This window comes from Enterobacter cloacae complex sp. SHL020, from assembly GCF_049236945.1.
GTDB classification, from domain to species: Bacteria; Pseudomonadota; Gammaproteobacteria; order Enterobacterales; family Enterobacteriaceae; genus Enterobacter; species Enterobacter dykesii.
The window spans coordinates 839,096-862,762 of record NZ_JBMKJF010000001.1 but is presented as its reverse complement, the minus strand read 5'-3'; the positions used below and the strand labels follow the sequence as shown (position 1 = coordinate 862,762).

The following is a 23,667-nucleotide window of genomic DNA, read 5'->3' as shown; positions in this document are numbered from 1 at the left end:
CCAACTTGCATTTTGTAGGCCCGGCAGGCGCTAACCGCCACCGGGCACTTGTTTTAAGACGATTTACGCACGCGCAGATACCATTCGCAGAGCAGGCGGACCTGCTTGCGGGTGTAGCCTTTTTCCATCATACGGTCGACAAAGTCGTCGTGTTTTTTCTGCTCATCGGTTGAGGTTTTGGCGTTAAACGAGATCACCGGCAGCAGCTCTTCGGTATTGGAGAACATTTTCTTCTCAATGACCGTGCGCAGTTTCTCGTAGCTGGTCCAGTTCGGATTGCGTCCGTTGTTATGCGCTCTGGCGCGCAGGACAAAGTTCACAATCTCGTTACGGAAGTCTTTCGGGTTGCTGATCCCGGCAGGCTTCTCGATTTTTTCCAGCTCCGCGTTCAGGGATTCACGGTCAAACAGCTGGCCGGTATCCGGGTCGCGGTACTCCTGATCCTGGATCCAGAAGTCAGCATAGGTGACGTAACGGTCGAAAATGTTCTGCCCGTATTCTGAATAGGATTCCAGGTAGGCCGTCTGGATCTCTTTGCCAATGAACTCGGCGTATTTGGGGATCAGGTAACCTTTGAGGAACTCAAGATAGCGTTCAGCCTGCTCCTGCGGGAACTGCTCGCGTTCGATTTGCTGCTCCAGCACGTAGAACAGATGAACCGGGTTGGCCGCCACTTCCGCATGGTCGAAGTTAAAGACGCGGGAGAGAATCTTAAACGCGAAACGCGTGGACAGACCGTTCATCCCCTCATCAACCCCGGCATAGTCGCGGTATTCCTGATATGACTTCGCTTTCGGATCGGTATCTTTCAGGCTTTCACCGTCATAGACGCGCATTTTCGAATAGATGCTGGAGTTTTCCGGCTCTTTCAGACGCGAAAGGATGGAGAAGCGCGACAGCGTTTCCAGCGTGCCGGGCGCGCAGGGTGCATGCACCAGCTCGCTGTGGTTAAGCAGTTTCTCGTAAATTTTGATCTCTTCAGAGATCCGCAGGCAATAAGGCACCTTGACGATGTACACGCGGTCAAGGAAGGCCTCATTGTTTTTGTTATTACGGAAGGTCACCCATTCAGATTCGTTCGAGTGGGCGAGAATAATCCCGTTAAACGGCAGGGCGGAAATACCTTCCGTACCGTTGTAGTTTCCTTCCTGGGTAGCCGTCAGCAGTGGATGCAGCACTTTAATCGGTGCTTTAAACATCTCGACGAACTCCATAATCCCCTGGTTAGCACGGCACAGCGCGCCTGAGTAACCGTAGGCATCCGGGTCGTTTTGCGCGAAGTTTTCCAGCTTACGGATATCGACTTTACCCACCAGAGCCGAGATATCCTGGTTGTTCTCATCACCGGGTTCAGTTTTGGCGATGGCGATCTGCTCAAGGATAGACGGCCAGACCTTCACCACGCGGAATTTGGTGATGTCGCCACCAAACTCGTGCAGGCGTTTTGCCGCCCACGGCGACATGATGGTGCCGAGGTAGCGACGCGGGATGCCGTATTCTTTATCCAGAATTTGCGCGTCTTCCTGCGGATTGAACAGGCACAGCGGATGGTCGTTCACCGGGCTGCGTTCACCGTTGGCGCTCAGCACATAGATAGGCACGCGCTGCATCAGCGACTTCAGGCGTTCAGCCAGCGAGGATTTACCGCCACCCACCGGGCCGAGTAAATAGAGGATCTGTTTCTTCTCTTCCAGACCCTGAGCGGCATGCTTCAGATAGGAGACAATCTGTTCGATGGCATCTTCCATACCATAGAACTCTTCAAACGCCGGGTATCGGGCGACCACCCGATTCGAAAAGAGACGGGAAAGCCGAGGCTCCAGGGCAGTGTCAACCATGTTTGGCTCACCAATAGCCATCAATAGCCGTTCTGCCGCATTGGCATAGGCACTGCGATCTTGCCGACAGATGGTAAGAAACTCCTGCAGTGTGAACTCTTCGTCCTTGGCAGCTTCATAGCGCTGGCGATAGTGATCGAATATATTCATGGCATGCCGTCCTTTCGTTTTTTAGCACAGGATAAGAGCCGTTCGTATGAGTAGTGGAGGCTCCCGGAAGAGAATCTCTCGCACCTCACTGCCAGAGCAGCAACCTGTGTGCCAGGTCAGACGCTAAGAACCGCAGGGTGTTCAGGAAAACTCTTCTTAAATTAAAGCGTAGATGGCATTTGCAAAACTTGCATGCCCAGAAAATCTACTTTCAATGACATATCAATAACTCATCCAAAAATTTCCACTGTCGTTATAAGACAAATGCACGTTTTTCATTCAGTGGTCATATAAATGAAAGCGTGTTGTCATCTGAAAAGTTAAAAATAATGGGTTAATCAGACTGATTAGCAGGCAAAAAATTTTGGGATGTACGGGAATGGCGGTTACACTTCACCCGCTGATTATTTGACTACAGGAAAGAATGGATTGTGACCAAACTCAAACTTCTGGCATTAGGCATCCTTGCCGCGACCGCAGTAAGCACCGCACAGGCGGAAAGTCAGTGGACGCTTGGCGCGGGTGTTGGCGTCATTAACAGCCCGTATAAACAGTATGACCGTGATGTTTATCCTGTTCCCGTTATCACTTATGAAGGCGATAACGTCTGGTTCCGCGGGCTCGGCGGCGGCTACTATCTCTGGAACGACAAGGCCGATAAGCTCTCCATCATGGCCTACTACGATCCAACGCACTTCAAGCCGGGCGACAGCGACAGCCATGCGCTTCGCCAGCTCGACAAGCGTAAAAGCACCATGATGGCCGGACTCTCCTATGTACATAACACCGAGTATGGCTTCCTGCGTACGGCCCTGGCGGGTGACACGCTGGATAACAGCAACGGCTTTATCTGGGATCTGGCGTGGTTGTACCGCTACACCAACGGCGGGCTCACGCTGACGCCGGGTATCGGTGTACAGTACAACAGCGAGAACTACAACGACTACTACTACGGCGTCTCTAAAAACGAGTCCCGTCGCAGTGGTCTGAAAAGCTACAGTGCAGATGACGGCTGGGATCCTTACCTGGAGCTGACCGCGACCTACAACTTCCTCGGCGACTGGAGCGTGTACGGTACGGGCCGCTATGAGCGTCTGAGCGATGAAGTGAAGGATAGCCCGATGGTCGATAAGTCCTGGGCAGGCATCTTCTCTGTGGGTGTGAGCTACAAGTTCTGATTGCGCACTAATATCGTGCAATTGATGCATTAAAACGGGGCGCTAGCGCCCCGTTTGCTTTAGCGTGGTGCAGCGAATTTATCGCTTAACAATGCGGATCGTCTGCCCTAAACGAGATGGCTTTTCTTCACTCGCTTTCTGCGGATTGGTCACGCGGGCCGTTTCCACGCAGACAAACGTTTTATACCCTTCATCCGTCATGTCGGCCATGCTGGCGGAAAGGGCAGGGCCCGGGTTCCAGCCCACCACGTCGCTGTGATGATGATGGACCACTTCAATGCCGCGGTTCAGGGCGCCGTCGTGGATCACGCTGCACGCTTCCGGGTGCAGGTAAACGCGGTCAGTACGGTCAGGGAATGCCTGAACGCCGTCGCTCAGTTTGCCTTCTTTCGCGTTATCCACTTTGTCGATATAGGTATCGCCCAGGCCGCTCACCTTCACTGCGCTGATATCACCCACGTTGAAATAGGTGTGCAGGGCGGAGGTAGTTTCGAACTCGCCGTGAGCTTCCAGTTCGATTTCACAGGTTTTACCCAGCTTAAATCGGGCGTACAGGGTGAAATCGTGCGGCCAGAGGGCACGGGTTTCATCATTAGCCTGCAGCTCAAAGGTCAGCACGGCGCCGTTGTCATCTTCGTTATGCGCTTTCAGCGTCCACTGCTGGTTGCGGGCAAAACCGTGAGACGGCAAACCCGGCTGTGCGGACGGGCCGAACCACGGCCAGCAGATCGGTACGCCACCGCGGATTGCGGCCCCTTTTTTGAAGGAGGTCGCATCGCTCAGCCATAAGCCTTCAGCTTCGCCTTCCGGTTTCCAGGAGAGCAGGTGGGCGCCGTTCAGCGCCACGGACGCTTTAACGCGTGGATGGTCAACGACGATGATATCAGCGCCGTCAATCTGACGGCGGGAGAGCACAGGGGTAAGTTGTTCGACTACCGGAAGTGCAAAAATTTTATTAATCATTAAGCAATCCTCTGTCTAAAAACAATAAAAAAGGCGACCGAAGTCGCCTTTTTGGATCAAACACTCATCTCAACTTATTTGGAGATGTGAGCGATCAGGTCCAGTACTTTGTTAGAGTAGCCAGTTTCGTTGTCGTACCAGGAAACCAGTTTCACGAAGTTGTCGTTCAGTGCGATACCTGCTTTAGCATCGAACACGGAAGTGCAGATTTCGCCGTTGAAATCGGTAGATACAACGTCGTCTTCGGTGTAGCCCAGAACGCCTTTCATTGCGCCTTCGGAAGCAGCTTTGATTGCTTTCTTAATTTCTTCATAAGAAGCAGCTTTTTCCAGACGAACGGTCAGGTCAACAACGGATACGTTAGGAGTTGGAACGCGGAACGCCATACCAGTCAGTTTGCCATTCAGTTCTGGCAGTACTTTACCTACAGCTTTAGCAGCACCGGTAGAGGATGGGATGATGTTCTGAGCCGCGCCACGGCCGCCGCGCCAGTCTTTGTGAGACGGGCCATCAACGGTTTTCTGAGTAGCGGTGGTTGCGTGAACGGTAGTCATCAGACCTTCGATGATGCCGAAGTTGTCGTTGATAACTTTAGCCAGCGGTGCCAGGCAGTTGGTGGTGCAGGATGCGTTAGACACGATATCCTGGCCAGCGTAAGTTTCGAAGTTTGCACCACGAACGAACATTGGGGTGTTGTCTTTGGAAGGACCAGTCAGAACAACTTTCTTCGCACCAGCGGTGATGTGTTTACGCGCAGTTTCGTCGGTCAGGAAGATACCGGTTGCTTCAGCAACAACGTCAACACCGATTTCGTTCCATTTCAGGTTAGCTGGGTCTTTTTCAGCAGTAACGCGGATGGTTTTGCCATTAACAACCAGGTGGCCGTCTTTCACTTCAACGGTGCCGTCGAAACGACCGTGAGTTGAGTCGTACTTCAGCATGTACGCCATGTATTCAGCGTCCAGGAGATCGTTGATACCAACGATTTCGATGTCAGAACGTTTCTGAGCAGCACGGAAAACAATACGGCCGATACGGCCAAAACCGTTGATACCTACTTTGATAGTCATATATTCCACCAGCTATTTGTTAGTGAATAAAAGGTTGCCTGTAAAATTACAAAAACCTTACGCAGCGTCAAGCGGAATCGTGTCAATCATTGCGACAAATCAATCCTGTGACTAACGTTTGTGCGACTGACTCGCCTCACTTTCCCTTTGAGCTTGCACCCATATGGGGGCTGCGCCGGGATTTTAAAGTCCTCGCAGGATAAAAATGTGAACGTGATCACAATTGCCTGACCGCTTATTCGCGACACATAAGTTTAGATCAAAAGTATACGCAAGGGTGTTAATGTTTTGTTAGAATCGGGGTTAAAAGATGTCTGTTTCTACAGCGAGATGTAAGCATATGTCGAACCAACGTAACCCTGACGATTTGAAAAAAAACCTCACAGAAATGCAGTTTTACGTGACGCAGAATCACGGAACGGAACCGCCGTTCACCGGGCGTTTACTGCACAACAAGCGAGACGGCGTGTACCACTGCCTGGTCTGTGATGCCCCGCTGTTCAATTCACAAACGAAATTTGATTCTGGCTGCGGCTGGCCGAGCTTCTACGAGCCGGTGAGCGATGAGGCCATCCGCTACCTGACCGACTCGTCGCATGGCATGGTGCGCACGGAAATTCGCTGCGGCAACTGCGATGCGCACCTTGGGCACGTCTTCCCGGATGGCCCACAGCCTACGGGCGAGCGTTTCTGCGTAAATTCAGCCTCCATGAGCTTCACCGATGATGAAAACGGTGACCAGATTAAGGGTTGAAAAAACGATTCAGCAAATTATTCCTTTGAAAGGGCGCGAGTGTGAATATTGAAGACATGATTAGCGGCATGACGCCGGAGATTTATCAGCGTCTGGTGACCGCAGTAGAACTGGGAAAATGGCCCGACGGCGTTGCGCTGACGCCGGAGCAAAAAGAGAACAGTTTGCAACTGGTGATGCTGTGGCAGGCGCGCCATAACACCAACGCGCAGCATATGACCATCGACACCAGCGGACAGATGGTGATGAAGAGCAAGCGCGAGCTGAAAGAAGATTTTGGCATCACGCCGAAGCCGATTGCGACGATGAAAATGCAATAACGGTGCAGCTTGATACCCTCTCCCACAGGGAGAGGGCGTAAAAGACTACGCCTGCGTTTCCAGCCAGTCTTCGAGCGTATACAGCGTTGCGCCTTCCGCAGCCATATCCATAAACGCCTGAGCGCAGTCCTGCGGTTGAATGTTCACTCCGCGGCAGCCGTCGGTGATGACGCTGACGGTATACCCCAACTGGAGCGCGTCCAGCACGGTAAACTTCACGCAGTAATCCGTCGCCAGACCCAGCACGATCAGCTCCGTGATCTCATGGTGACGTAACCACGCGTCCAGCGCCGTTTTCTGGCGATGCCCGTTATCAAAAAACGCGCTATAGCTGTCGATAGCCGGGTTTTCACCTTTATGGAACACCGCGTCGATGGCTTTCTGGTTCAGGAGCGGATGCAGCTCCGCGCCTTCCGTCTGCTGTACGCAGTGATCCGGCCAGAAGGTTTGCGCCAGACCGTCGAGTTCTCCCTGAGTGAACGGCTCAACGTTGTGCTGGCTGGCAAAGCTGCCGTGGTTCGTCGGGTGCCAGTCCTGGCTTGCGACAACCGCTTCACCGCGGGCTTTGCACCAGTCAATCAGCGTGTTGGCCACGTCAACGGTACTATCACCTTCGGCGACGGCCAGCGCACCGCCCGCGCAGAAATCATTTTGCAAATCGACCAATAGCAGGGCGCGTTGCTTCATGAGGCCTCCTTATTCGTCCGGGGTCAGCTCGCCGCGCAGGTTTTGCATCATCGCGCTGCGAATGGACTGAATGTCCAGATCCTGACTCAGTAAATAGTGAAGTTTAGTCAGCGTTGCCTCAACGGTCATATCGAAGCCGCTGATCACCCCGGCGTGCGCCAGCGCGTTGCCGGTGGCATAGCCGCCCATATTCACTTTACCGGACATACACTGGGTCAGGTTCACGACCACAATTCCGCGCTCGCTGGCTTCCTGGAGCTCTTTCAGAAATTCGCCGTTCTGCGGCGCGTTGCCGACGCCATAGGAGCGCAAGATCAGCGCTTTCACCGGCTGGCGCAGGAAGTTACGCACCACGTCAGCGGAGATACCCGGGTAGATAGTGACCACGCCAATCGGCTGCGGAGTGATCGGATGCACGATCAGCTCGCCGGCGGTGTTTGGTGCAGGCGGCGTGCCCAGACGACGGATATGAATCCCGGCCTCCAGCAGCGGCTGCAGGTTAGGGGAGGCGAAGGCGTCAAAGCCGTCGGCATGGGCTTTGGTGGTGCGGTTGCCGCGATACAGACGGTTATTAAAGAACAGCGACACTTCGTTAATCGGGTAATTCGCCGCCACGTACAGGGAGTTCAGCAGGTTGATCTGCCCGTCCGAGCGCAGCTCCGCCAGCGGAATTTGCGACCCGGTGACGATAACCGGCTTGCTCAGGTTCTCCAGCATGAAAGAGAGCGCCGAGGCGGTAAACGCCATGGTGTCGGTGCCGTGCAGGATCACGAAGCCGTCGTACTGGTCGTAATGGGCTTTAATGTCATCCGCGATGTGCTGCCAGTCTTCCGGCGTCATGTCGGAGGAGTCCATCAGCGGCTCGTATTCGTGGATGGTGAAGTCTGGCATTTCCGGACGGTGGAATTCTGGCATCAGCGCAAGCTGACGCTGCAGGTGGCCGGAGACAGGGATATAGCCGTTTTCAGAGCGCTGCATACCGATGGTACCGCCAGTGTAGGCTACATAAATCGATTTCTTCTGCATGGTAGTGAGTTCTTGTTCTTCAAAAGAAAAAAATCCCCTCTTCGCGGGAAGAGGGGACGGTTTTTAACGGACGTTAGCGCAGGTCAGGCAAAACGCGTAACGACTCTGTGGATCGTTAAAGGCCGCAAGCTTATCGCTTTCCGCCTTCATCGCTTTCGCTGCCGTGGCGACCGGCGCAGGCAGATAAGCCTGCATCGCCTCCGGCAGCATGGCGCGTACCGAGCCGGACATGCTGTCCATGACCATATCGAAGAACGACGGTTCGTCCTGGTAATACTCGATATGCCACTGTTTCAGCTTCGCCAGTTCGGCGGCTTTCTTCACCGCGTCATCGAAGTCGCCCAGGCTGTCGACCAGACCGTTGCTCTTCGCATCCTGGCCGGTCCAGACGTGGCCCTGCGCGATCTGGTCGATCTGCTCAGGCGTCTTTTTACGCGAGTCCGCCACCAGGGTGATAAAGCGCTTATAGCCGTTCTCAATGCTGAGCTGCATCATCTCAGAGACTTCCGGCGGCAGGGATTTGGTCACCGACACATCCGCCAGCGGAGAGGTCGCTACGCCATCGGTATGCACGCCCAGAGAATCCAGGCTGTTCTCTACGGTGTTGATCACCCCGAAGATACCGATCGAGCCGGTCAGCGTGCTTGGGTTAGCCACGATGTAGTTGGCTGGCGTTGAGATCCAGTAACCTCCGGAGGCGGCCATTCCGCCCATGGATACAACCACCGGCTTGCCGGCGGCGCGTGCCGCGGCCAGTTCAGCGCGGATCACCTCGGAGGCGCTGACGCTGCCGCCAGGGCTGTTCACGCGCAGGACGATCGCTTTCACTTTTGGATCCAGGCGAGCATCGCGGATTTGTGACGCGGTCGTATCGCCGCCCACGTTGCCTGGGGTCTCCTGACCGTCCATGATGGCGCCGTTGGCAAACACCACCGCGACGCTGTCACCGCTGTCATCCGGCTTTTTCGTCGAGTAATCGTACATGCTGATGGCGCTGTAATTTTTATCCTCTTTGCTCCAGCCAAACTGCTTGCTCAGGGATTTTTCAATCTCGGCGCTGGTGCCCAGGGCATCAACCAGTTTGTTATCCAGCGCATATTTCGCGGTATCACCGTCAACCTTACGCAGGCCATCCAGCACGCCCTGCGCGCCGGGGAACGCCTGCTCAGGCGTAATCTGGCGGTTGGCGGCAACGGTGCCGAGATAGTTCTGCCACAGCTCGCCAATCCAGCGGCTGTCCGCTTCACGGGCGGCAGGAGACATGTCGTCGCGGATAAACGGCTCGACGGCGGATTTATACGTGCCGACGCGGAAGACGTGGGTGGTGACCTTCAGCTTGTCGAGCAGCGACTTGTAGTACAGGCCGTTGGTGGCAAAGCCGTGCAGATCGACCGTACCCTGCGGAGATAGCCAGATTTTATTGGCGAAGCTCGCCAGATAATATTGCCCCTGGCTGTAGCTGTCGCCCACGGCAATCACTGGCTTGCCGCTGTCGCGGAATTCGCGCAGCGCTTTACCGATGTACTGCATTGAAGGCTGATCGCCTCCGGCAAAATCTTTCAGATCCAGCACGATCCCGGTGATGTTGCGGTCGTCTTTGGCCTGACGGATAGTATCGACGATATCGAACAGGGAGTTTTCCTGCAGGCGGTCTGATGTCGCGCCAAACAGCTGGCGGCTGATTGCCCCCAGACGGTTGCTGGCGGACGGTTTATCAACGATAACGCCGGTGATATCGAGTAACAGAGCCCCGCGAGTCGAATGCTGCGCCTGATTCGCGTTGCTGATGTGCATCCAGATGCCCGCGCAAACCAGAACCAGCAGGATGAAGAAGATGTTCATCACCAGGTTGCGGACGAAGTTGAGCAGTCGCCACGTCCATTTAAAGAAACCGGCAATGATTCGCCAAAGGGTTCGCATGTATTCTCCCTAATCAGAAAATGACTGTTTCCGTCGCCACTGGACGGTAATGTTGGGTTATCGTAATGACCCAACCGCCACTTGTCAGCAGGAATCGCCTGCCAGGCTGTAACAAAATCTGCCGTCGTGTTAATTTTGTGAGTAAATTTCAAGAAAGGAGTTAACCAATGGACGCACTCGAACTGCTTGTTAACCGCCGTAGCGCTTCCCGTCTGGCCGAACCTGCCCCGGCAGGCGAGCAGCTGGAGAACATTCTGCGTGCCGGCATGCGTGCCCCCGATCACGGCACGCTGCAGCCGTGGCACTTCTTTGTGATTGAAGGCGAAGGCCGCGATCGTTTCAGCCAGCTGCTGGAGCAGGGCGCGGTTGCCGCCGGTCAGGATGAGAAGGGTATCGACAAGGCGCGCAATGCCCCGTTCCGCGCCCCGATGATTATCGCCGTCGTGGCAAAATGCCAGGCCGACCATAAGGTGCCGGTCTGGGAACAGGAAATGTCCGCGGGCTGTGCGGTGATGGCGATGCAAATGGCCGCCGTCGCGCAGGGCTTTAACGGTATCTGGCGTACCGGGCCGTTGACGGAGAGCGCAGCCGTGCGGGCAGGATTCTCCTGTGGCGAACATGACAAAATTGTCGGTTTCCTTTATCTCGGCACCCCGCAGCTCAAAGCCTCCAGCACCATCAGCATTCCGGACACCACGCCTTTCGTCAGCCGTTTCTGATCACGCACGCTAAACTGTCTGGATTCTGAGCATCTGCCGCAGAATTCAGACAGTCATACTTACCTCTTTATGGAATGAGCGCTACCATAGCGCGATTGAGATGACAGGAGACGTCCATGAGCGAGCAAACCATTCGTTTAACGCAGTACAGCCACGGAGCCGGTTGCGGTTGTAAAATTTCCCCGAAAGTGCTGGAGACCATCCTGCACAGTGAACAGGCGAAGTTTGTCGACCCGAACCTGCTTGTCGGCAACGAAACGCGTGACGATGCTGCAGTTTATGACTTAGGTAACGGCACCAGCATTATCAGTACCACCGACTTCTTTATGCCGATCGTCGACAACCCGTTCGACTTTGGGCGCATTGCGGCCACCAACGCCATCAGCGATATCTTCGCGATGGGCGGTAAGCCGATCATGGCGATTGCCATTCTGGGCTGGCCGATCAACACCATCCCGCCGGAAGTTGCCCGTGAGGTGATTGATGGCGGACGCTTTGCCTGCCAGCAGGCGGGGATTGCCCTGGCCGGCGGTCACTCTATCGATGCGCCGGAGCCTATCTTTGGCCTGGCCGTTACCGGCGTGGTACCGACCGAGCGCGTGAAGCGCAACAGCACCGCGCAGGCGGGCTGTAAATTGTTCCTTACCAAGCCGCTGGGCATTGGCGTGCTGACCACCGCCGAGAAAAAATCCCTGCTGAAACCGGAGCACAAAGGCCTGGCAACCGAAGTCATGTGCCAGATGAATCTCGCCGGTGCGGCGTTTGCCAATATCGACGGCGTGAAGGCGATGACCGACGTCACCGGTTTTGGTCTGCTGGGGCACCTCTCTGAAGTGTGTCAGGGCGCGGGCGTTCAGGCGCAGGTCTGGTATCAGGACGTGCCGAAGCTGCCGGGCGTGGAGGAGTACATTGCTCAGGGCGCGGTGCCGGGCGGTACCCAGCGTAACTTCGCCAGCTATGGTCACCTGATGGGCGAAATGCCAGAAGAATGGCGCAACCTGCTGTGCGATCCGCAAACCTCCGGCGGCCTGCTGCTGGCGGTCACGCCGGGATCCGAAGCCGAGGTTCAGGCCACTGCCGCCGAGTTCGGCATCACCCTGACGGCGATCGGCGAGCTGGTGACCGCGCGCGGCGGTCGTCCGATGATTGAGATCCGTTAATTCGATGCGGTTGTTTATTGCCGAAAAGCCGAGCCTGGCCCGTGCCATCGCCGACGTGTTGCCTAAGCCGCATCGCAAGGGCGACGGCTTTATCGAATGCGGTAACGGGCAGGTGGTCACCTGGTGTATTGGTCACCTGCTTGAGCAGGCGCAGCCGGACGTCTATGACAGCCGCTACGCCCGCTGGAATTTGAACGATCTGCCCATCGTGCCGGAAAAATGGCGCCTGCAGCCCCGTCCCTCCGTCACCAAACAGCTCAACGTGATCAAGCGTTTCCTGCATGAGGCCGCTGAAATCGTGCATGCGGGTGACCCGGACAGGGAAGGGCAGCTGCTGGTCGATGAGGTGCTGGACTATCTGGAGCTGGCGCCGGAAAAGCGCCAGCAGGTGCAGCGCTGCCTGATCAACGACCTCAACCCGCAGGCGGTCGAGCGGGCGATTTCGCGCCTGCGCGCCAACAGCGAGTTTATCCCGCTGTGCGTCTCGGCATTAGCCCGCGCCCGCGCCGACTGGCTGTACGGCATCAATATGACCCGCGCCTACACCATCCTCGGGCGCAACGCGGGCTATCAGGGCGTGCTTTCCGTGGGGCGCGTGCAGACGCCGGTGCTGGGGCTGGTCGTGCGTCGCGATGAAGAGATTGAAAACTTCGTCGCTAAAGATTTCTTTGAGGTGAAAGCGCATATCGTCACGCCTAAAGACGAACGTTTTACCGCCGTCTGGCAGCCGAGCGATGCCTGCGAATCGTACCAGGATGAAGAGGGGCGCTTGCTGCACCGTCCGCTGGCGGATCATGTGGTTAACCGCATTACCGGCCAGCCGGCTATCGTCACCAGCTATAACGATAAACGGGAATCAGAACCCGCGCCGCTGCCGTTTTCGCTTTCTGCACTTCAGATTGAGGCGGCCAAAAAGTTTGGCTTGAGCGCGCAGAACGTGCTGGATATCTGCCAGAAGCTCTACGAAACCCATAAGCTCATCACCTATCCGCGCTCGGACAGTCGCTATTTGCCGGAAGAGCACTTTGCCGGACGCCATTCGGTGATGAACGCCATCGGCGTCCACGCGCCGGATCTGCTCCCGCAGCCGGCGGTGAATCCGGACACCCATAACCGCTGCTGGGACGACAAAAAGGTCGATGCCCACCACGCGATTATTCCGACGGCCCGCGCCAGCAGCGTCAACCTGACGGATAACGAAGCGAAGGTCTATAACCTGATCGCCCGTCAGTATCTGATGCAGTTCTGCCCGGACGCCGTATTCCGCAAGTGCGTGATTGAGCTTGAGATTGCCAAAGGCAAGTTTATCGCCAAAGCGCGTTTCCTCGCAGAAGCAGGCTGGCGCGCGCTGCTGGGGAATAAAGAGCGCGACGAAGAGAACGACGGCACGCCGCTGCCAGTGGTCGCTAAAGATGACGAACTGCTGTGCGAGAAGGGCGAAGTGGTTGAACGCCAGACCCAGCCGCCGCGCCATTTCACCGATGCGACGCTGCTGTCGGCGATGACCGGGATCGCCCGGTTCGTGCAGGATAAAGATCTTAAGAAGATCCTGCGCGCCACCGACGGTCTGGGGACGGAAGCGACGCGAGCAGGGATCATCGAGCTGCTCTTTAAGCGCGGCTTCCTGGAGAAAAAAGGGCGCTATATCCATTCGACGGAACCGGGACGCGCGCTGATTCATTCTCTGCCGGAGCTGGCCGCCAGGCCGGACATGACCGCGCACTGGGAGTCGGTGCTGACGCAGATCAGCGAGAAGCAGTGCCGCTATCAGGACTTTATGCAGCCGCTGGTCGGGACGCTTTATCAGCTGATCGATCAGGCCCGCAGCACGCCGGTGAAAACGTTCAGAGGGATGGTTGCCCCCGGTGGCGGCGCGAAGAAACCGTTCAAAAAGAAAAAGAGCGCGGCCTGATACGCCCGGTTTTCTCCCTCTCCCTGTGGGAGAGGGCCGGGGTGAGGCCACCCGGCCGCACGCGATAAACCTTAAATCACGCCCTGCCCAATCATCGCATCCGCCACCTTCACGAACCCGGCGATATTCGCGCCGCGCACGTAGTTGGTTTGCGACGCCTCGCCGCCGTACTCCACGCAGGCATGGTGAATATCCAGCATGATGTGGTGCAGGCGCGCATCCACTTTCTCCGCCTTCCAGCCGAGACGCGCGGCGTTTTGCGCCATTTCGAGGCCGGAGGTCGCCACGCCGCCCGCGTTAGCGGCCTTGCCCGGCGCAAACAGCACGCCCGCTTCCAGGAACAGGTCCGTCGCATCGATGGTGGTCGGCATATTTGCCCCTTCGGCCACCCCTTTTACGCCGTTGCTAATCAGGGTACGCGCGGCGTCCGCATCCAGCTCGTTCTGCGTGGCGCACGGCAGGGCGATATCCACCGGAACGCCCCACGGCTGTTTCCCTTCCAGGTAGGTCAGGCCAAACTCCCGGGCATAATCCGACACGCGGCCATCGCGGCTGGCTTTGATTTCACACAGGCGCGCCAGCTTCTCTGCCGTGAAGCCCGCTTCATCCACCACCGTGCCGCTGGAATCAGAGGCGGTCACCACGCGAGCGCCAAGCTGCATCGCTTTCTCAATAGCGTACTGCGCCACGTTACCGGAGCCGGACACCGCGACGCGCATGCCTTCAAAGCCTAAACCGTGACGCTTGAGCATCGCCTCGGTGAAGTAAACCAGGCCGTATCCTGTCGCTTCCGGGCGGATCAGGCTCCCGCCAAACGACAGTCCCTTGCCGGTAAAGACGCAGGCGCTGTTGTTGGAGAGCTTTTTCATCATTCCGGCCATAAAGCCCACTTCACGTCCGCCCACGCCGATATCACCGGCAGGAACGTCGGTATCCGGGCCGAGGTGACGGTAGAGTTCGGTCATCAGCGCCTGGCAGAAGCGCATCACTTCGCCTTCGCTTTTGCCTTTCGGGTCGAAATCGCTGCCGCCTTTCCCGCCGCCCATCGGTAGCGTGGTGAGGGCGTTTTTAAAGGTCTGCTCGAAGCCGAGGAATTTCAGAATCGACAGGTTCACGGACGGATGAAAACGCATGCCGCCCTTAAACGGGCCAATGGCCGAGTTAAACTGAACGCGCCACGCGCGGTTAACCTGTACCTGGTTGCGATCGTCAACCCACGTCACGCGGAACTGGATCACGCGCTCTGGCTCGATCAGGCGTTCAAGCAGAGACATCTGGCGATAACGCGGGTTTTGTTCAAGGAAGGGCCACAGGGTGGTCATAACTTCACGCACGGCCTGCGCGAACTCGCTTTGGTGCGGGTCGCGCTGCTGAACATGGGCAAGGAAACTTTCCAGAGAGCGTGTCTGATCCATAGATATAAGAACCTCTTATCGTATTTTATGTTTATTACTTATGCGATTTGTGTTGTTTTTTTGACTATACCACCCGTACCGCTTTGTGAGGCAAGCAGAAATTTATAACGAAAGGGAAATTAATGAGAGGGCGGGCGTCATAACGAAAAGCGATGAACAGATAAATTAAAGGTTCGGCTCTGGTTTACCGTTATAGTCAATATCAGGACACAACAGGAAGGCAAGTCGATGAACCGTTATGTGATGACCGCGTTATGTTTAATGTTTACCGCTGGCGCTCAGGCGGACCGCATTCGTCCGGACGTGGAAGTGAATGTTCCCCCGGAAGTGTTTAGCTCCAGCGGCCAGAATCAAACGGTGCAGCCCTGTAATCAGTGCTGTATCTATCAGAATCAGAACTACTCGGAAGGGGCCGTTGTGAAAGCGGACGGCATTCTGCTGCAGTGCCAGCGCGACGAGCGCGCCATCAGTACGAACCCGCTGGTCTGGCGTCGCGTAAAACAATAAACGCTTCCAGCAGAGGTATATCCGCGGGGGCTAAGGCGTAGCCAAACGCCTCTTCCGGCGTACACCACGCGAGCGCGCTGTGGTAGTGCGCCGTGAGCTCGCCGCGAAAAGCAGGAACGTGCCAGGCATGCAGGTTAATCAACCGCTGCGAGACTTCGCGCTGGTGGCTTGCCACGTATTGTGCAGGCTGCGCTTCAATACCCAGCTCTTCACGCAGCTCGCGGATAAGCGCTTCTGGCTGTGTTTCTCCGGCCTCGACTTTACCGCCTGCAAACTCCCACATTCCCGGCTGATCGGCATGGGCAGGGCGCTGCGCCAGTAAAATGTTGCCGTCTTTTTCGATGATGGCGGCAACGACATCGAGTGTTTTCAGCATGGTCGTCAATAATTGATAGCGAAAAAATAAATGCGCCCGGAAGGGCGCACAGGAAAAGGATTTTTAAAAGGCTTACGCGTCATTACAGCTTGAATTTAGCCCACACCGGCGCGTGGTCAGACGGTTTTTCCATGCTGCGGATCTCGTAGTCGATCCCGGTTTCGATGCAGCGCTCGGCCAGCGGCGAGCTGGCCAGCAGCAGGTCGATGCGCAGGCCGCGGTTGTCGTCAAAGCCTTTTGAGCGGTAGTCAAACCACGAGAAGCGGTCCTGCGTTTCCGGGTTGGCGGTACGGAAGGTATCCACCAGCCCCCAGTCCAGCAGGCGCTGCATCCACTCGCGCTCTTCCGGCAGGAAGGAGCATTTGCCGGTACGCAGCCAGCGTTTGCGGCTGTCTTCACCGATGCCAATATCCAGATCGGTCGGGCTGATATTCACATCACCCATGATCAGCACCGGATTGTCTTTGTTCAGTTCGGTGGTCAGATAGTCCTGCAGATCCTGATAAAACTTGGCTTTAGCCGGGAATTTGGTCGGATGGTCGCGGCTCTCGCCCTGGGGAAAGTAACCATTAATCACGGTGATGTTCCCAAGCGGGGAAGGCAGTTCCGCCATAATGATGCGGCGCTGTGCTTCTTCGTCATCGCCGGGAAACCCGCGGCGGACTGAAACTGGCGTCTCTTTGGTCAACAGCGCAACGCCGTAATGGCCTTTCTGCCCATGATAGAAGACGTTGTAGCCGAGCTTAGCCACCTCTTCGAGGGGGAACATGTCGTCGTGAACCTTGGTCTCCTGCAGACCGATCACATCTGGCTGATGTTGTTCAACGATAGCTTCAAGCTGATGAGGGCGGGCGCGCAGGCCGTTGATATTAAAAGAGACAAATTTCATAGTCGCTGCCAGTGCAAGGTGAATAGTGCATGGATGGTAGCAGAATTTGCGTCAAATGTTACCGGGTTCGGCCAATAACTGCGACAGATAATGCCGGTGGTGCAATATTTGCACCATTCTGACGCGCATCGCCCTCAAACAGGGCGTAAATGACCGATAAATTTCGCGAGCGATCACAATTCCAGAATTATATTTGGCCTGTGCATACTCTTTCTGATTTTCATGCGGCAAAGCGCCGCTTGTCGTAAAAATATTCACTTTTTATGCACTAACAGTGAATAACTCCATATTGTAACTTATTGATATTGTGTTACCTCAACCCGTTTATGCAATTTTATCGCTGGCTGGCACGAAGGCTGCAATCTACATTCACAGTGCAAACACTCAATTATTTAACATTCAAATAACTTTTTATTTACCGGATGAGGTCGCTATGTCTCTGTCAATTACGCGTGAAAATTTCGATGAATGGATGATGCCGGTTTACGCTCCGGCGGCTTTTATTCCGGTTCGTGGGGAAGGCTCGCGCCTGTGGGATCAGCAGGGTAAAGAGTATATCGACTTTGCAGGTGGGATTGCGGTCAACGCGCTGGGTCATGCGCATCCTGCGCTGCGTCAGGCGCTGAATGACCAGGCGGCGAAGTTCTGGCATACCGGCAACGGCTTTACCAACGAGCCCGCGCTGCGCCTGGCCAAAAAACTGATCGACGCGACGTTTGCCGAAAAGGTCTTTTTCTGTAACTCGGGGGCGGAAGCCAACGAAGCGGCGCTGAAGCTGGCGCGCAAATATGCGCACGATAAATTTGGTACCCACAAGAGCGGCATCGTGGCGTTTAAAAACGCCTTCCACGGGCGCACGCTGTTTACCGTCAGCGCGGGCGGCCAGCCTTCCTACTCGCAGGATTTTGCCCCGCTGCCGCCGGATATTCGCCACGGTATCTATAACGATCTGCAGTCCGCCAGCGAGCTGATTAACGACACCACCTGCGCGGTGATCGTCGAGCCGATGCAGGGTGAGGGCGGTGTGCTTCCGGCGCAAAAAGCCTTCCTGCAGGGGCTGCGCGAGCTGTGCGATCGCCACAACGCGGTCCTGATTTTCGACGAAGTGCAGACCGGCGTGGGCCGCACCGGCGAACTGTATGCCTATATGCACTACGGCGTGACGCCGGACGTGCTTTCGACCGCCAAAGCGCTGGGCGGCGGCTTCCCGATTGGCGCGACGCTGACCACCGATAAATTCGCCAGCGTAATGACCGTCGGCACCCACGGCACCACCTACGGCGGCAACCCGCTGGCCACCGCCGTCGCCGGGCAGGTTCTCGACATCATTAACACGCCTGAGGTGCTGAAAGGCGTTAAGCAGCGTCATGACTGGTTTGTTGAACGTCTGAACGCCATCAACAGCAAAACGGGGCTGTTTAAAGAAATTCGCGGTCTGGGGCTGTTAATCGGCTGCGAGCTCACCGCCGAGTTTGCCGGAAAAGCTAAACTTATTTCACAGGAAGCGGCAAAAGTGGGCGTGATGGTGCTGATTGCCGGTGCCAACGTGGTGCGTTTTGCGCCCGCGCTGATCGTCAGCGAGGAAGAGGTGCAAACCGGTCTGGACCGTTTTGCGCTGGCGTGTGAAAAAGTGAAATCCGGGGTGTCATCATGATGGTCATCCGTCCCGTTGAGCGAGGCGATCTCGCCGGGCTCATGCAGCTTGCCGGTAAGACGGGAGGCGGGCTGACCTCGCTTCCTGCCGATGAAAAAACGCTGTCGGCGCGCATTGAGCGCGCCCTGCAAACCTGGCAGGGGACGTTGCCAAAAAGCGAACAGGGGTATGTGTTCGTGCTGGAAGACACCGACACGGGGACCGTGGCCGGGATCTGCGCCATTGAAGTGGCCGTCGGGCTTAACGACCCGTGGTACAACTATCGCGTCGGCACCATGGTTCACGCCTCGAAAGAGCTGAACGTTTATAACGCGCTGCCCACGCTGTTTCTCTGCAATGACCACACGGGCGCCAGCGAGCTATGCACGCTGTTCCTCGACCCGGCGTGGCGCAAAGAGGGCAACGGCTATCTGCTCTCCAAATCGCGCTTTATGTTTATGGCCGCCTTCCGCGATCGCTTTAACGAAAAAGTGGTCGCGGAGATGCGCGGCGTGATCGACGACACCGGCTACTCGCCGTTCTGGGAGAGCCTGGGCGAGCGCTTCTTCTCGATGGAGTTCAGCCGGGCGGACTATCTCTGCGGCACCGGCCAGAAAGCCTTTATCGCCGAACTGATGCCGAAGCATCCTATCTATACCCATTTCCTCAGCCCGGAAGCGCAGGCGGTGATTGGCGAAGTCCATCCGCAGACCGCGCCTGCCCGCGCGGTGCTGGAGAAAGAGGGGTTCCGCTACCGGAACTATGTCGACATCTTTGACGGCGGCCCAACGCTTGAGTGCGATATCGATCGCGTGCGTGCGATCCGTAAAAGCCGTCTGGTTGAGGTCTCTGAAGGTCAGCCCGCGCCGGGTGACTGGCCCGCCTGTCTGGTATCGAACGAAAATTACGCCAATTTCCGCGCCATGCTGGTGCGTACCAACCCGAAATGTGAACGTCTGGTGCTGACGGCTGCAGAACTGGATGCCCTGAAATGTAACGCCGGCGATACGGTTCGCCTGGTGCGTCTCTGCCCTGAGGAGAAAACAGCATGACATTATGGATTAACGGTGACTGGGTCACGGGCGAAGGCGAAGAGCGCGTAAAGACCAATCCGGTTGGAAAAGAGGTGCTCTGGAAGGGGCATGACGCCAGCGCCGCGCAGGTGGAACAAGCCTGCCGTGCCGCGCGCCGCGCGTTTCCGGCGTGGGCAAAACAGCCTTTTGCCGTGCGCCAGGAAATTGTTGAAAAGTTCGCCGGCCTACTGGAGGCAAACAAGGCCGAACTGACGCGCATCATCGCGTCTGAAACCAGTAAACCGCGCTGGGAAGCGACAACCGAAGTGACGGCGATGATCAACAAAATCGCCATTTCGGTCAAGGCGTACCACACCCGCACCGGCGAACAGCATACCGAGATGCCGGACGGCGCGGCCACGCTGCGCCACCGTCCGCACGGCGTGCTGGCGGTATTTGGCCCGTATAACTTCCCGGGACACCTGCCGAATGGCCACATTGTGCCTGCGCTGCTGGCGGGCAATACCGTTATTTTCAAACCGAGCGAGCTCACGCCATTCACCGGCGAGGCGGTGGTTAAGCTGTGGGAACAGGCCGGCCTGCCGCCGGGCGTGCTGAACCTGGTGCAGGGCGGGCGGGAAACCGGTCAGGCGCTGAGCGCGCTGAGCGATATCGACGGTCTGCTGTTTACCGGCAGCGCCGGTACGGGCTATCAGCTGCACCGCCAGCTGGCAGGGCAGCCGGAGAAAATCCTGGCGCTGGAGATGGGCGGCAACAACCCGCTGATTGTGGAAGACCCTGATGATATCGACGCCGCGGTGCACCTGACGATTCAGTCCGCCTTTATTACCGCCGGACAGCGCTGTACCTGCTCCCGCCGCCTGCTGGTGAAGCGGGGCGCACAGGGGGATGCCTTCCTGAAACGTCTGGTTGAAGTGAGCGCGCGTCTGGTGCCTGCCGCGTGGGATGCCGACCCGCAGCCGTTTATCGGCGGGTTGATTTCCGAACAGGCCGCGCTGAACGTGCTTAAGGCCTGGCAGGACCACGTCGCGCGCGGCGCGAAAACCCTGCTGGAGCCGAAGCAGGTTCAGCCGGGTAGCTCGCTGCTGACGCCGGGCATTGTAGAGATGAGCGGCGCAAGCAACGTGCCGGATGAAGAGGTCTTTGGCCCGCTGCTGTGCGTCTGGCGTTACGACGATTTCGATGCGGCCATTGCGATGGCGAACAACACCCGCTACGGCCTGTCGAGCGGGCTGATTTCGCCGCATCGCGAGAAGTTTGAACAACTGCTGCTGGAAGCGCGCGCCGGGATTGTGAACTGGAATAAACCGCTTACCGGGGCCGCGAGCACCGCGCCGTTCGGCGGCGTGGGCGCGTCGGGCAACCATCGCGCCAGCGCGTGGTATGCCGCCGATTACTGCGCGTGGCCGATGGCGAGCCTGGAAACCCCGGCGCTGACGCTGCCGGAGACGCTTAATCCGGGGCTGGATTTTACCGGAGGGGATCGTCATGAAAGCGCGTGAGGTTAACTTTGACGGGCTGGTGGGTCTGACGCACCACTATGCCGGTCTCTCTTTTGGTAATGAAGCCTCGACGAAGCACCGTTTTCAGGTCTCCAACCCGAAGCTGGCGGCGAAGCAGGGGCTGCTGAAGATGAAGGCGCTGGCGGATGCCGGTTTCCCGCAGGCGGTGATCCCGCCGCAGGAACGCCCGAACGTGGCTGTCCTTCGTCAGCTCGGCTTTAGCGGTACCGATGAGCAGGTGGTAGAAAAAGCGGGTACGCAGACGCCGCACCTGCTCTCCGCGGCAAGCTCTGCCTCCTCTATGTGGGTGGCAAACGCGGCGACCGTCGCGCCGTCAGCCGACACGCTGGATGGCAAAGTTCATCTGACGGTGGCGAACCTGAACAATAAATTCCACCGCGCCACCGAAGCGGAAACCACCGAGCGCGTGCTGCGCGCCATTTTCAACCATGACGCCCATTTTGAGGTGCATCAGGCTCTGCCGCAGGTGGCGATGTTTGGCGACGAAGGCGCGGCCAACCATAACCGCCTGGGGGGCGATTATGGCGACCCGGGCCTGCAGCTGTTTATCTACGGGCGAGAAGAGGGGGGCCACGCCGCGCCAACCCGTTATCCTGCGCGTCAGACGCTGGCGGCCAGCCAGGCGGTTGCCCGCCTGAACCAGGTCAATCCTTCCCAGGTGGTTTTTGCCCAGCAAAACCCGCATGTGATTGACCAGGGCGTGTTCCATAACGACGTGATTGCCGTTTCTAACCGTCAGGTGCTGTTCTGTCACGAGCAGGCGTTTGCCCATCAGGAGAAGCTGCTCGCCACGCTGCATGAGCGCGTGCGCGGCTTCACGCCTATCCAGGTGCCAACGGAGGCGGTGAGCGTGCAGGACGCGGTAGAAACCTATCTGTTCAATAGCCAGCTGCTGAGCCGTGACGATGGCAGCATGATGCTGGTCCTGCCTCAGGAGTCCCGGGATCACAAAGGCGTGTGGCGCTACCTGACGGAGCTGGTCAAGGCCGATAACCCGATTGACGAACTGCGCGTGTTTGACCTGCGCGAAAGCATGGCCAACGGCGGTGGTCCCGCCTGTTTACGTCTGCGCGTGGTCTTGACTCAGGACGAAATGCAGGCGGTGAACCCCGCGGTAATGATGAACGATACGCTCTTTACGCGGCTGAATGACTGGGTCGATCGCTACTATCGGGATCGTCTGACGCAGGCGGATCTGGTTGACCCGCAGCTTCTGCGTGAAGGGCGCGAGGCGCTGGACGCGTTATCGACAATCCTGCAGCTGGGATCGGTTTACCCGTTCCAGCGCTAAAGGAGTGGATATGGAAAATTTACTGGCGCTGACCCTGGCCGATGAGACGCCTGAACAGAAAGAGGGGGATGGCCCCTCATTTCGCTGGCGGTGGCTGGGGCGCGGGGTGCTTGAGCTGACGCCGACCGTAAAAAGCGATCTCTCGCTGCTGCTTTCAACGGGTCTCCACGGGAATGAAACCGCACCCGTTGAGATTGTCGATCTGCTGCTGCGTGCGCTGTACCGCAATGAGATCGCCCTGAAGTGCCGCGTACTGGTGGTGCTCGGCAATCCTCCTGCGCTGGCGCAAAACAAACGGTATCTGGTGAGCGACATTAACCGCATGTTCGGCGGCCGCTGGTCGCAGTTTCCCCAGAGCGATGAAACGGCGCGGGCCGAGTGGCTGGAGAACGTCGTGACCGCGTTTTTTGCCGCCGCGGGGCCGGCGCGCTGGCATCTGGATCTGCATACGGCAATCCGCGCGTCTTACCACGTGCGCTTCGGCGTTCTGCCGCAGCGCAATCAGCCGTGGGATGAAGCGTTCCTGAGCTGGCTGGGTGACGCCGGTCTGGAGGCGCTGGTCTTTCATCAGTCGCCGGGCGGAACCTTTACCCATTTCACCTGTGAACGTTTCGCTGCGCTGTCCTGCACGCTGGAGCTGGGAAAAGCGCTGCCGTTTGGCCAGAACGATCTCACTCGCTTTGCGCCAACGCATCTCGCCCTTCGGGCGCTGCTGGGAGGAACGGCTCCTGAACATGCGCATCAGCCCGTCGAGCGGTATCGGGTCGTACAGCAGATCACGCGCCGCAGCGATGCCTTCCTGCTCCATATGGCCGCGCATACTCTGAACTTCACGCCGTTTCGCAAAGGGGCGCTGCTGGCCGAGGATGGCGAGGAGCGTTACGAGGTACAGAACACCACCGAATATGTTTTATTCCCTAACCCGAGCGTGGCGTTTGGCCTGCGTGCCGGATTGATGCTGGAAAAAATATCCTGAACCTTTCCCCTCTCATCGTCCGGGAGGGGGAGGTAAAAAACTTTTCTTAACGATTAAAGCGCTTGCGCTTGTTTTGCAGAATATTCCTGGTGAATTGCTTTATTATTGATCTTCACTTCGCTACACTCCTGCTTAATCTATTTAAAATCATCGCATTGAATATTTCTTGTTGCAACTCTCCAAGCTTTATCCTTATTTCCTCCACATTTGGCGAAAATTTGTTTTTTACACTTTCATTGTTTTACCGTTGCTCTGACTAATTGACGATAAACCCCGTAAAGTTAATCTCGTCAACACGGCATAGCGCCGAAGAATAACTGAAAGAA

21 protein-coding genes are annotated in these 23,667 nt (G+C 57.0%); 12 read left to right on the top strand and 9 right to left on the bottom strand.

Annotated features, from left to right (window positions below; all coding sequences use genetic code 11):
- Window positions 1-53: 53 nt before the first annotated feature.
- Window positions 54-1,988, bottom strand: coding sequence for a protein kinase YeaG (yeaG, locus tag ACOTZB_RS04165; protein WP_008500713.1), 1,935 nt, complete (start codon window positions 1,986-1,988; stop codon window positions 54-56).
- Window positions 1,989-2,419: 431 nt separating this feature from the next.
- Between yeaG and ACOTZB_RS04160 the strand changes: the two genes are divergently transcribed.
- Window positions 2,420-3,166 (top strand): MipA/OmpV family protein, encoded by a 747-nt coding sequence (locus ACOTZB_RS04160; RefSeq protein WP_348940549.1) that lies wholly within the window; start codon window positions 2,420-2,422, stop codon window positions 3,164-3,166.
- 78 nt (window positions 3,167-3,244) lie between these two features.
- Here ACOTZB_RS04160 and ACOTZB_RS04155 read toward each other — a convergent pair whose 3' ends face one another.
- Together ACOTZB_RS04155 and gapA are read right to left on the bottom strand one after the other, a co-directional pair.
- On the bottom strand, window positions 3,245-4,129 hold the full coding sequence (locus tag ACOTZB_RS04155) for a D-hexose-6-phosphate mutarotase (RefSeq protein WP_421626544.1): 885 nt from the start codon (window positions 4,127-4,129) through the stop codon (window positions 3,245-3,247).
- Between the two features lie 74 nt (window positions 4,130-4,203).
- The gene (gene gapA, locus ACOTZB_RS04150) at window positions 4,204-5,199 is read right to left on the bottom strand and encodes a glyceraldehyde-3-phosphate dehydrogenase (protein ID WP_023311257.1); all 996 of its coding nucleotides are present in this window, start codon (window positions 5,197-5,199) and stop codon (window positions 4,204-4,206) included.
- 340 nt (window positions 5,200-5,539) lie between these two features.
- On the opposite strand from gapA, the gene msrB reads away from it, so the two are divergent.
- Both msrB and ACOTZB_RS04140 read left to right on the top strand, forming a co-directional pair.
- Entirely contained in the window at window positions 5,540-5,953 is a 414-nt protein-coding gene (gene msrB / locus ACOTZB_RS04145) for a peptide-methionine (R)-S-oxide reductase MsrB (RefSeq protein WP_008500710.1), read from the top strand.
- A gap of 41 nt (window positions 5,954-5,994) precedes the next feature.
- Window positions 5,995-6,273, top strand: coding sequence for a YeaC family protein (locus ACOTZB_RS04140; RefSeq protein ID WP_421626543.1), 279 nt, complete (start codon window positions 5,995-5,997; stop codon window positions 6,271-6,273).
- Window positions 6,274-6,318: 45 nt separating this feature from the next.
- On the opposite strand, the gene pncA is transcribed toward ACOTZB_RS04140, so the two are convergent.
- From pncA to sppA, 3 genes are all read right to left on the bottom strand, one after another.
- The gene (gene pncA / locus ACOTZB_RS04135; protein ID WP_337280768.1) at window positions 6,319-6,960 is read right to left on the bottom strand and encodes a bifunctional nicotinamidase/pyrazinamidase; all 642 of its coding nucleotides are present in this window, start codon (window positions 6,958-6,960) and stop codon (window positions 6,319-6,321) included.
- A 9-nt stretch (window positions 6,961-6,969) separates the two neighbouring features.
- Window positions 6,970-7,986, bottom strand: coding sequence for an asparaginase (ansA, locus tag ACOTZB_RS04130; protein WP_008500705.1), 1,017 nt, complete (start codon window positions 7,984-7,986; stop codon window positions 6,970-6,972).
- A 63-nt stretch (window positions 7,987-8,049) separates the two neighbouring features.
- Window positions 8,050-9,906, bottom strand: coding sequence for a signal peptide peptidase SppA (gene sppA / locus ACOTZB_RS04125; protein ID WP_214578950.1), 1,857 nt, complete (start codon window positions 9,904-9,906; stop codon window positions 8,050-8,052).
- 167 nt (window positions 9,907-10,073) lie between these two features.
- Between sppA and ACOTZB_RS04120 the strand changes: the two genes are divergently transcribed.
- The 3 genes from ACOTZB_RS04120 (at window position 10,074) to ACOTZB_RS04110 (ending at window position 13,697) form a co-directional block, all read left to right on the top strand.
- A complete protein-coding gene (locus ACOTZB_RS04120) occupies window positions 10,074-10,625 on the top strand; it encodes an NAD(P)H nitroreductase (protein WP_047651927.1) in 552 nt (183 codons plus the stop codon).
- A gap of 116 nt (window positions 10,626-10,741) precedes the next feature.
- Window positions 10,742-11,785, top strand: coding sequence for a selenide, water dikinase SelD (selD, locus tag ACOTZB_RS04115; protein ID WP_193804569.1), 1,044 nt, complete (start codon window positions 10,742-10,744; stop codon window positions 11,783-11,785).
- Window positions 11,786-11,789: 4 nt separating this feature from the next.
- Complete coding sequence (locus tag ACOTZB_RS04110; protein ID WP_193804568.1) at window positions 11,790-13,697, top strand: DNA topoisomerase III; 1,908 nt, start codon at window positions 11,790-11,792, stop codon at window positions 13,695-13,697.
- Window positions 13,698-13,768: 71 nt separating this feature from the next.
- On the opposite strand, the gene gdhA is transcribed toward ACOTZB_RS04110, so the two are convergent.
- Complete coding sequence (gdhA, locus tag ACOTZB_RS04105) at window positions 13,769-15,112, bottom strand: NADP-specific glutamate dehydrogenase (protein WP_421626542.1); 1,344 nt, start codon at window positions 15,110-15,112, stop codon at window positions 13,769-13,771.
- 228 nt (window positions 15,113-15,340) lie between these two features.
- On the opposite strand from gdhA, the gene ACOTZB_RS04100 reads away from it, so the two are divergent.
- Window positions 15,341-15,619: a DUF1496 domain-containing protein gene (locus tag ACOTZB_RS04100; protein WP_047651934.1), complete on the top strand. Its 279-nt coding sequence runs from the start codon at window positions 15,341-15,343 to the stop codon at window positions 15,617-15,619.
- Here the strand turns inward: ACOTZB_RS04100 and ACOTZB_RS04095 are convergent.
- Both ACOTZB_RS04095 and xthA read right to left on the bottom strand, forming a co-directional pair.
- A complete protein-coding gene (locus ACOTZB_RS04095) occupies window positions 15,579-15,995 on the bottom strand; it encodes a pyrimidine (deoxy)nucleoside triphosphate diphosphatase (RefSeq protein ID WP_047651935.1) in 417 nt (138 codons plus the stop codon). The genes ACOTZB_RS04100 and ACOTZB_RS04095 overlap by 41 nt on opposite strands.
- Before the next feature lie 82 nt (window positions 15,996-16,077).
- On the bottom strand, window positions 16,078-16,884 hold the full coding sequence (gene xthA / locus ACOTZB_RS04090) for an exodeoxyribonuclease III (protein WP_047651936.1): 807 nt from the start codon (window positions 16,882-16,884) through the stop codon (window positions 16,078-16,080).
- A gap of 433 nt (window positions 16,885-17,317) precedes the next feature.
- Here xthA and astC point away from each other — a divergent pair, with 433 nt between their 5' ends.
- The 5 genes from astC to astE are packed head-to-tail and all read left to right on the top strand — an operon-like array spanning window position 17,318 to window position 23,341.
- On the top strand, window positions 17,318-18,538 hold the full coding sequence (gene astC, locus ACOTZB_RS04085; RefSeq protein WP_047742134.1) for a succinylornithine/acetylornithine transaminase: 1,221 nt from the start codon (window positions 17,318-17,320) through the stop codon (window positions 18,536-18,538).
- A complete protein-coding gene (gene astA / locus ACOTZB_RS04080) occupies window positions 18,535-19,569 on the top strand; it encodes an arginine N-succinyltransferase (protein ID WP_023311275.1) in 1,035 nt (344 codons plus the stop codon). The genes astC and astA overlap by 4 nt, the downstream gene beginning before the upstream one ends.
- Complete coding sequence (gene astD, locus ACOTZB_RS04075) at window positions 19,566-21,053, top strand: succinylglutamate-semialdehyde dehydrogenase (RefSeq protein WP_421626541.1); 1,488 nt, start codon at window positions 19,566-19,568, stop codon at window positions 21,051-21,053. Before astA ends, astD begins: the two co-directional genes overlap by 4 nt.
- Entirely contained in the window at window positions 21,040-22,365 is a 1,326-nt protein-coding gene (gene astB / locus ACOTZB_RS04070) for an N-succinylarginine dihydrolase (RefSeq protein WP_047651940.1), read from the top strand. The genes astD and astB overlap by 14 nt, the downstream gene beginning before the upstream one ends.
- A gap of 10 nt (window positions 22,366-22,375) precedes the next feature.
- Window positions 22,376-23,341: a succinylglutamate desuccinylase gene (astE, locus tag ACOTZB_RS04065; RefSeq protein ID WP_421626540.1), complete on the top strand. Its 966-nt coding sequence runs from the start codon at window positions 22,376-22,378 to the stop codon at window positions 23,339-23,341.
- The last annotated feature ends 326 nt before the right edge of the window (window positions 23,342-23,667 follow it).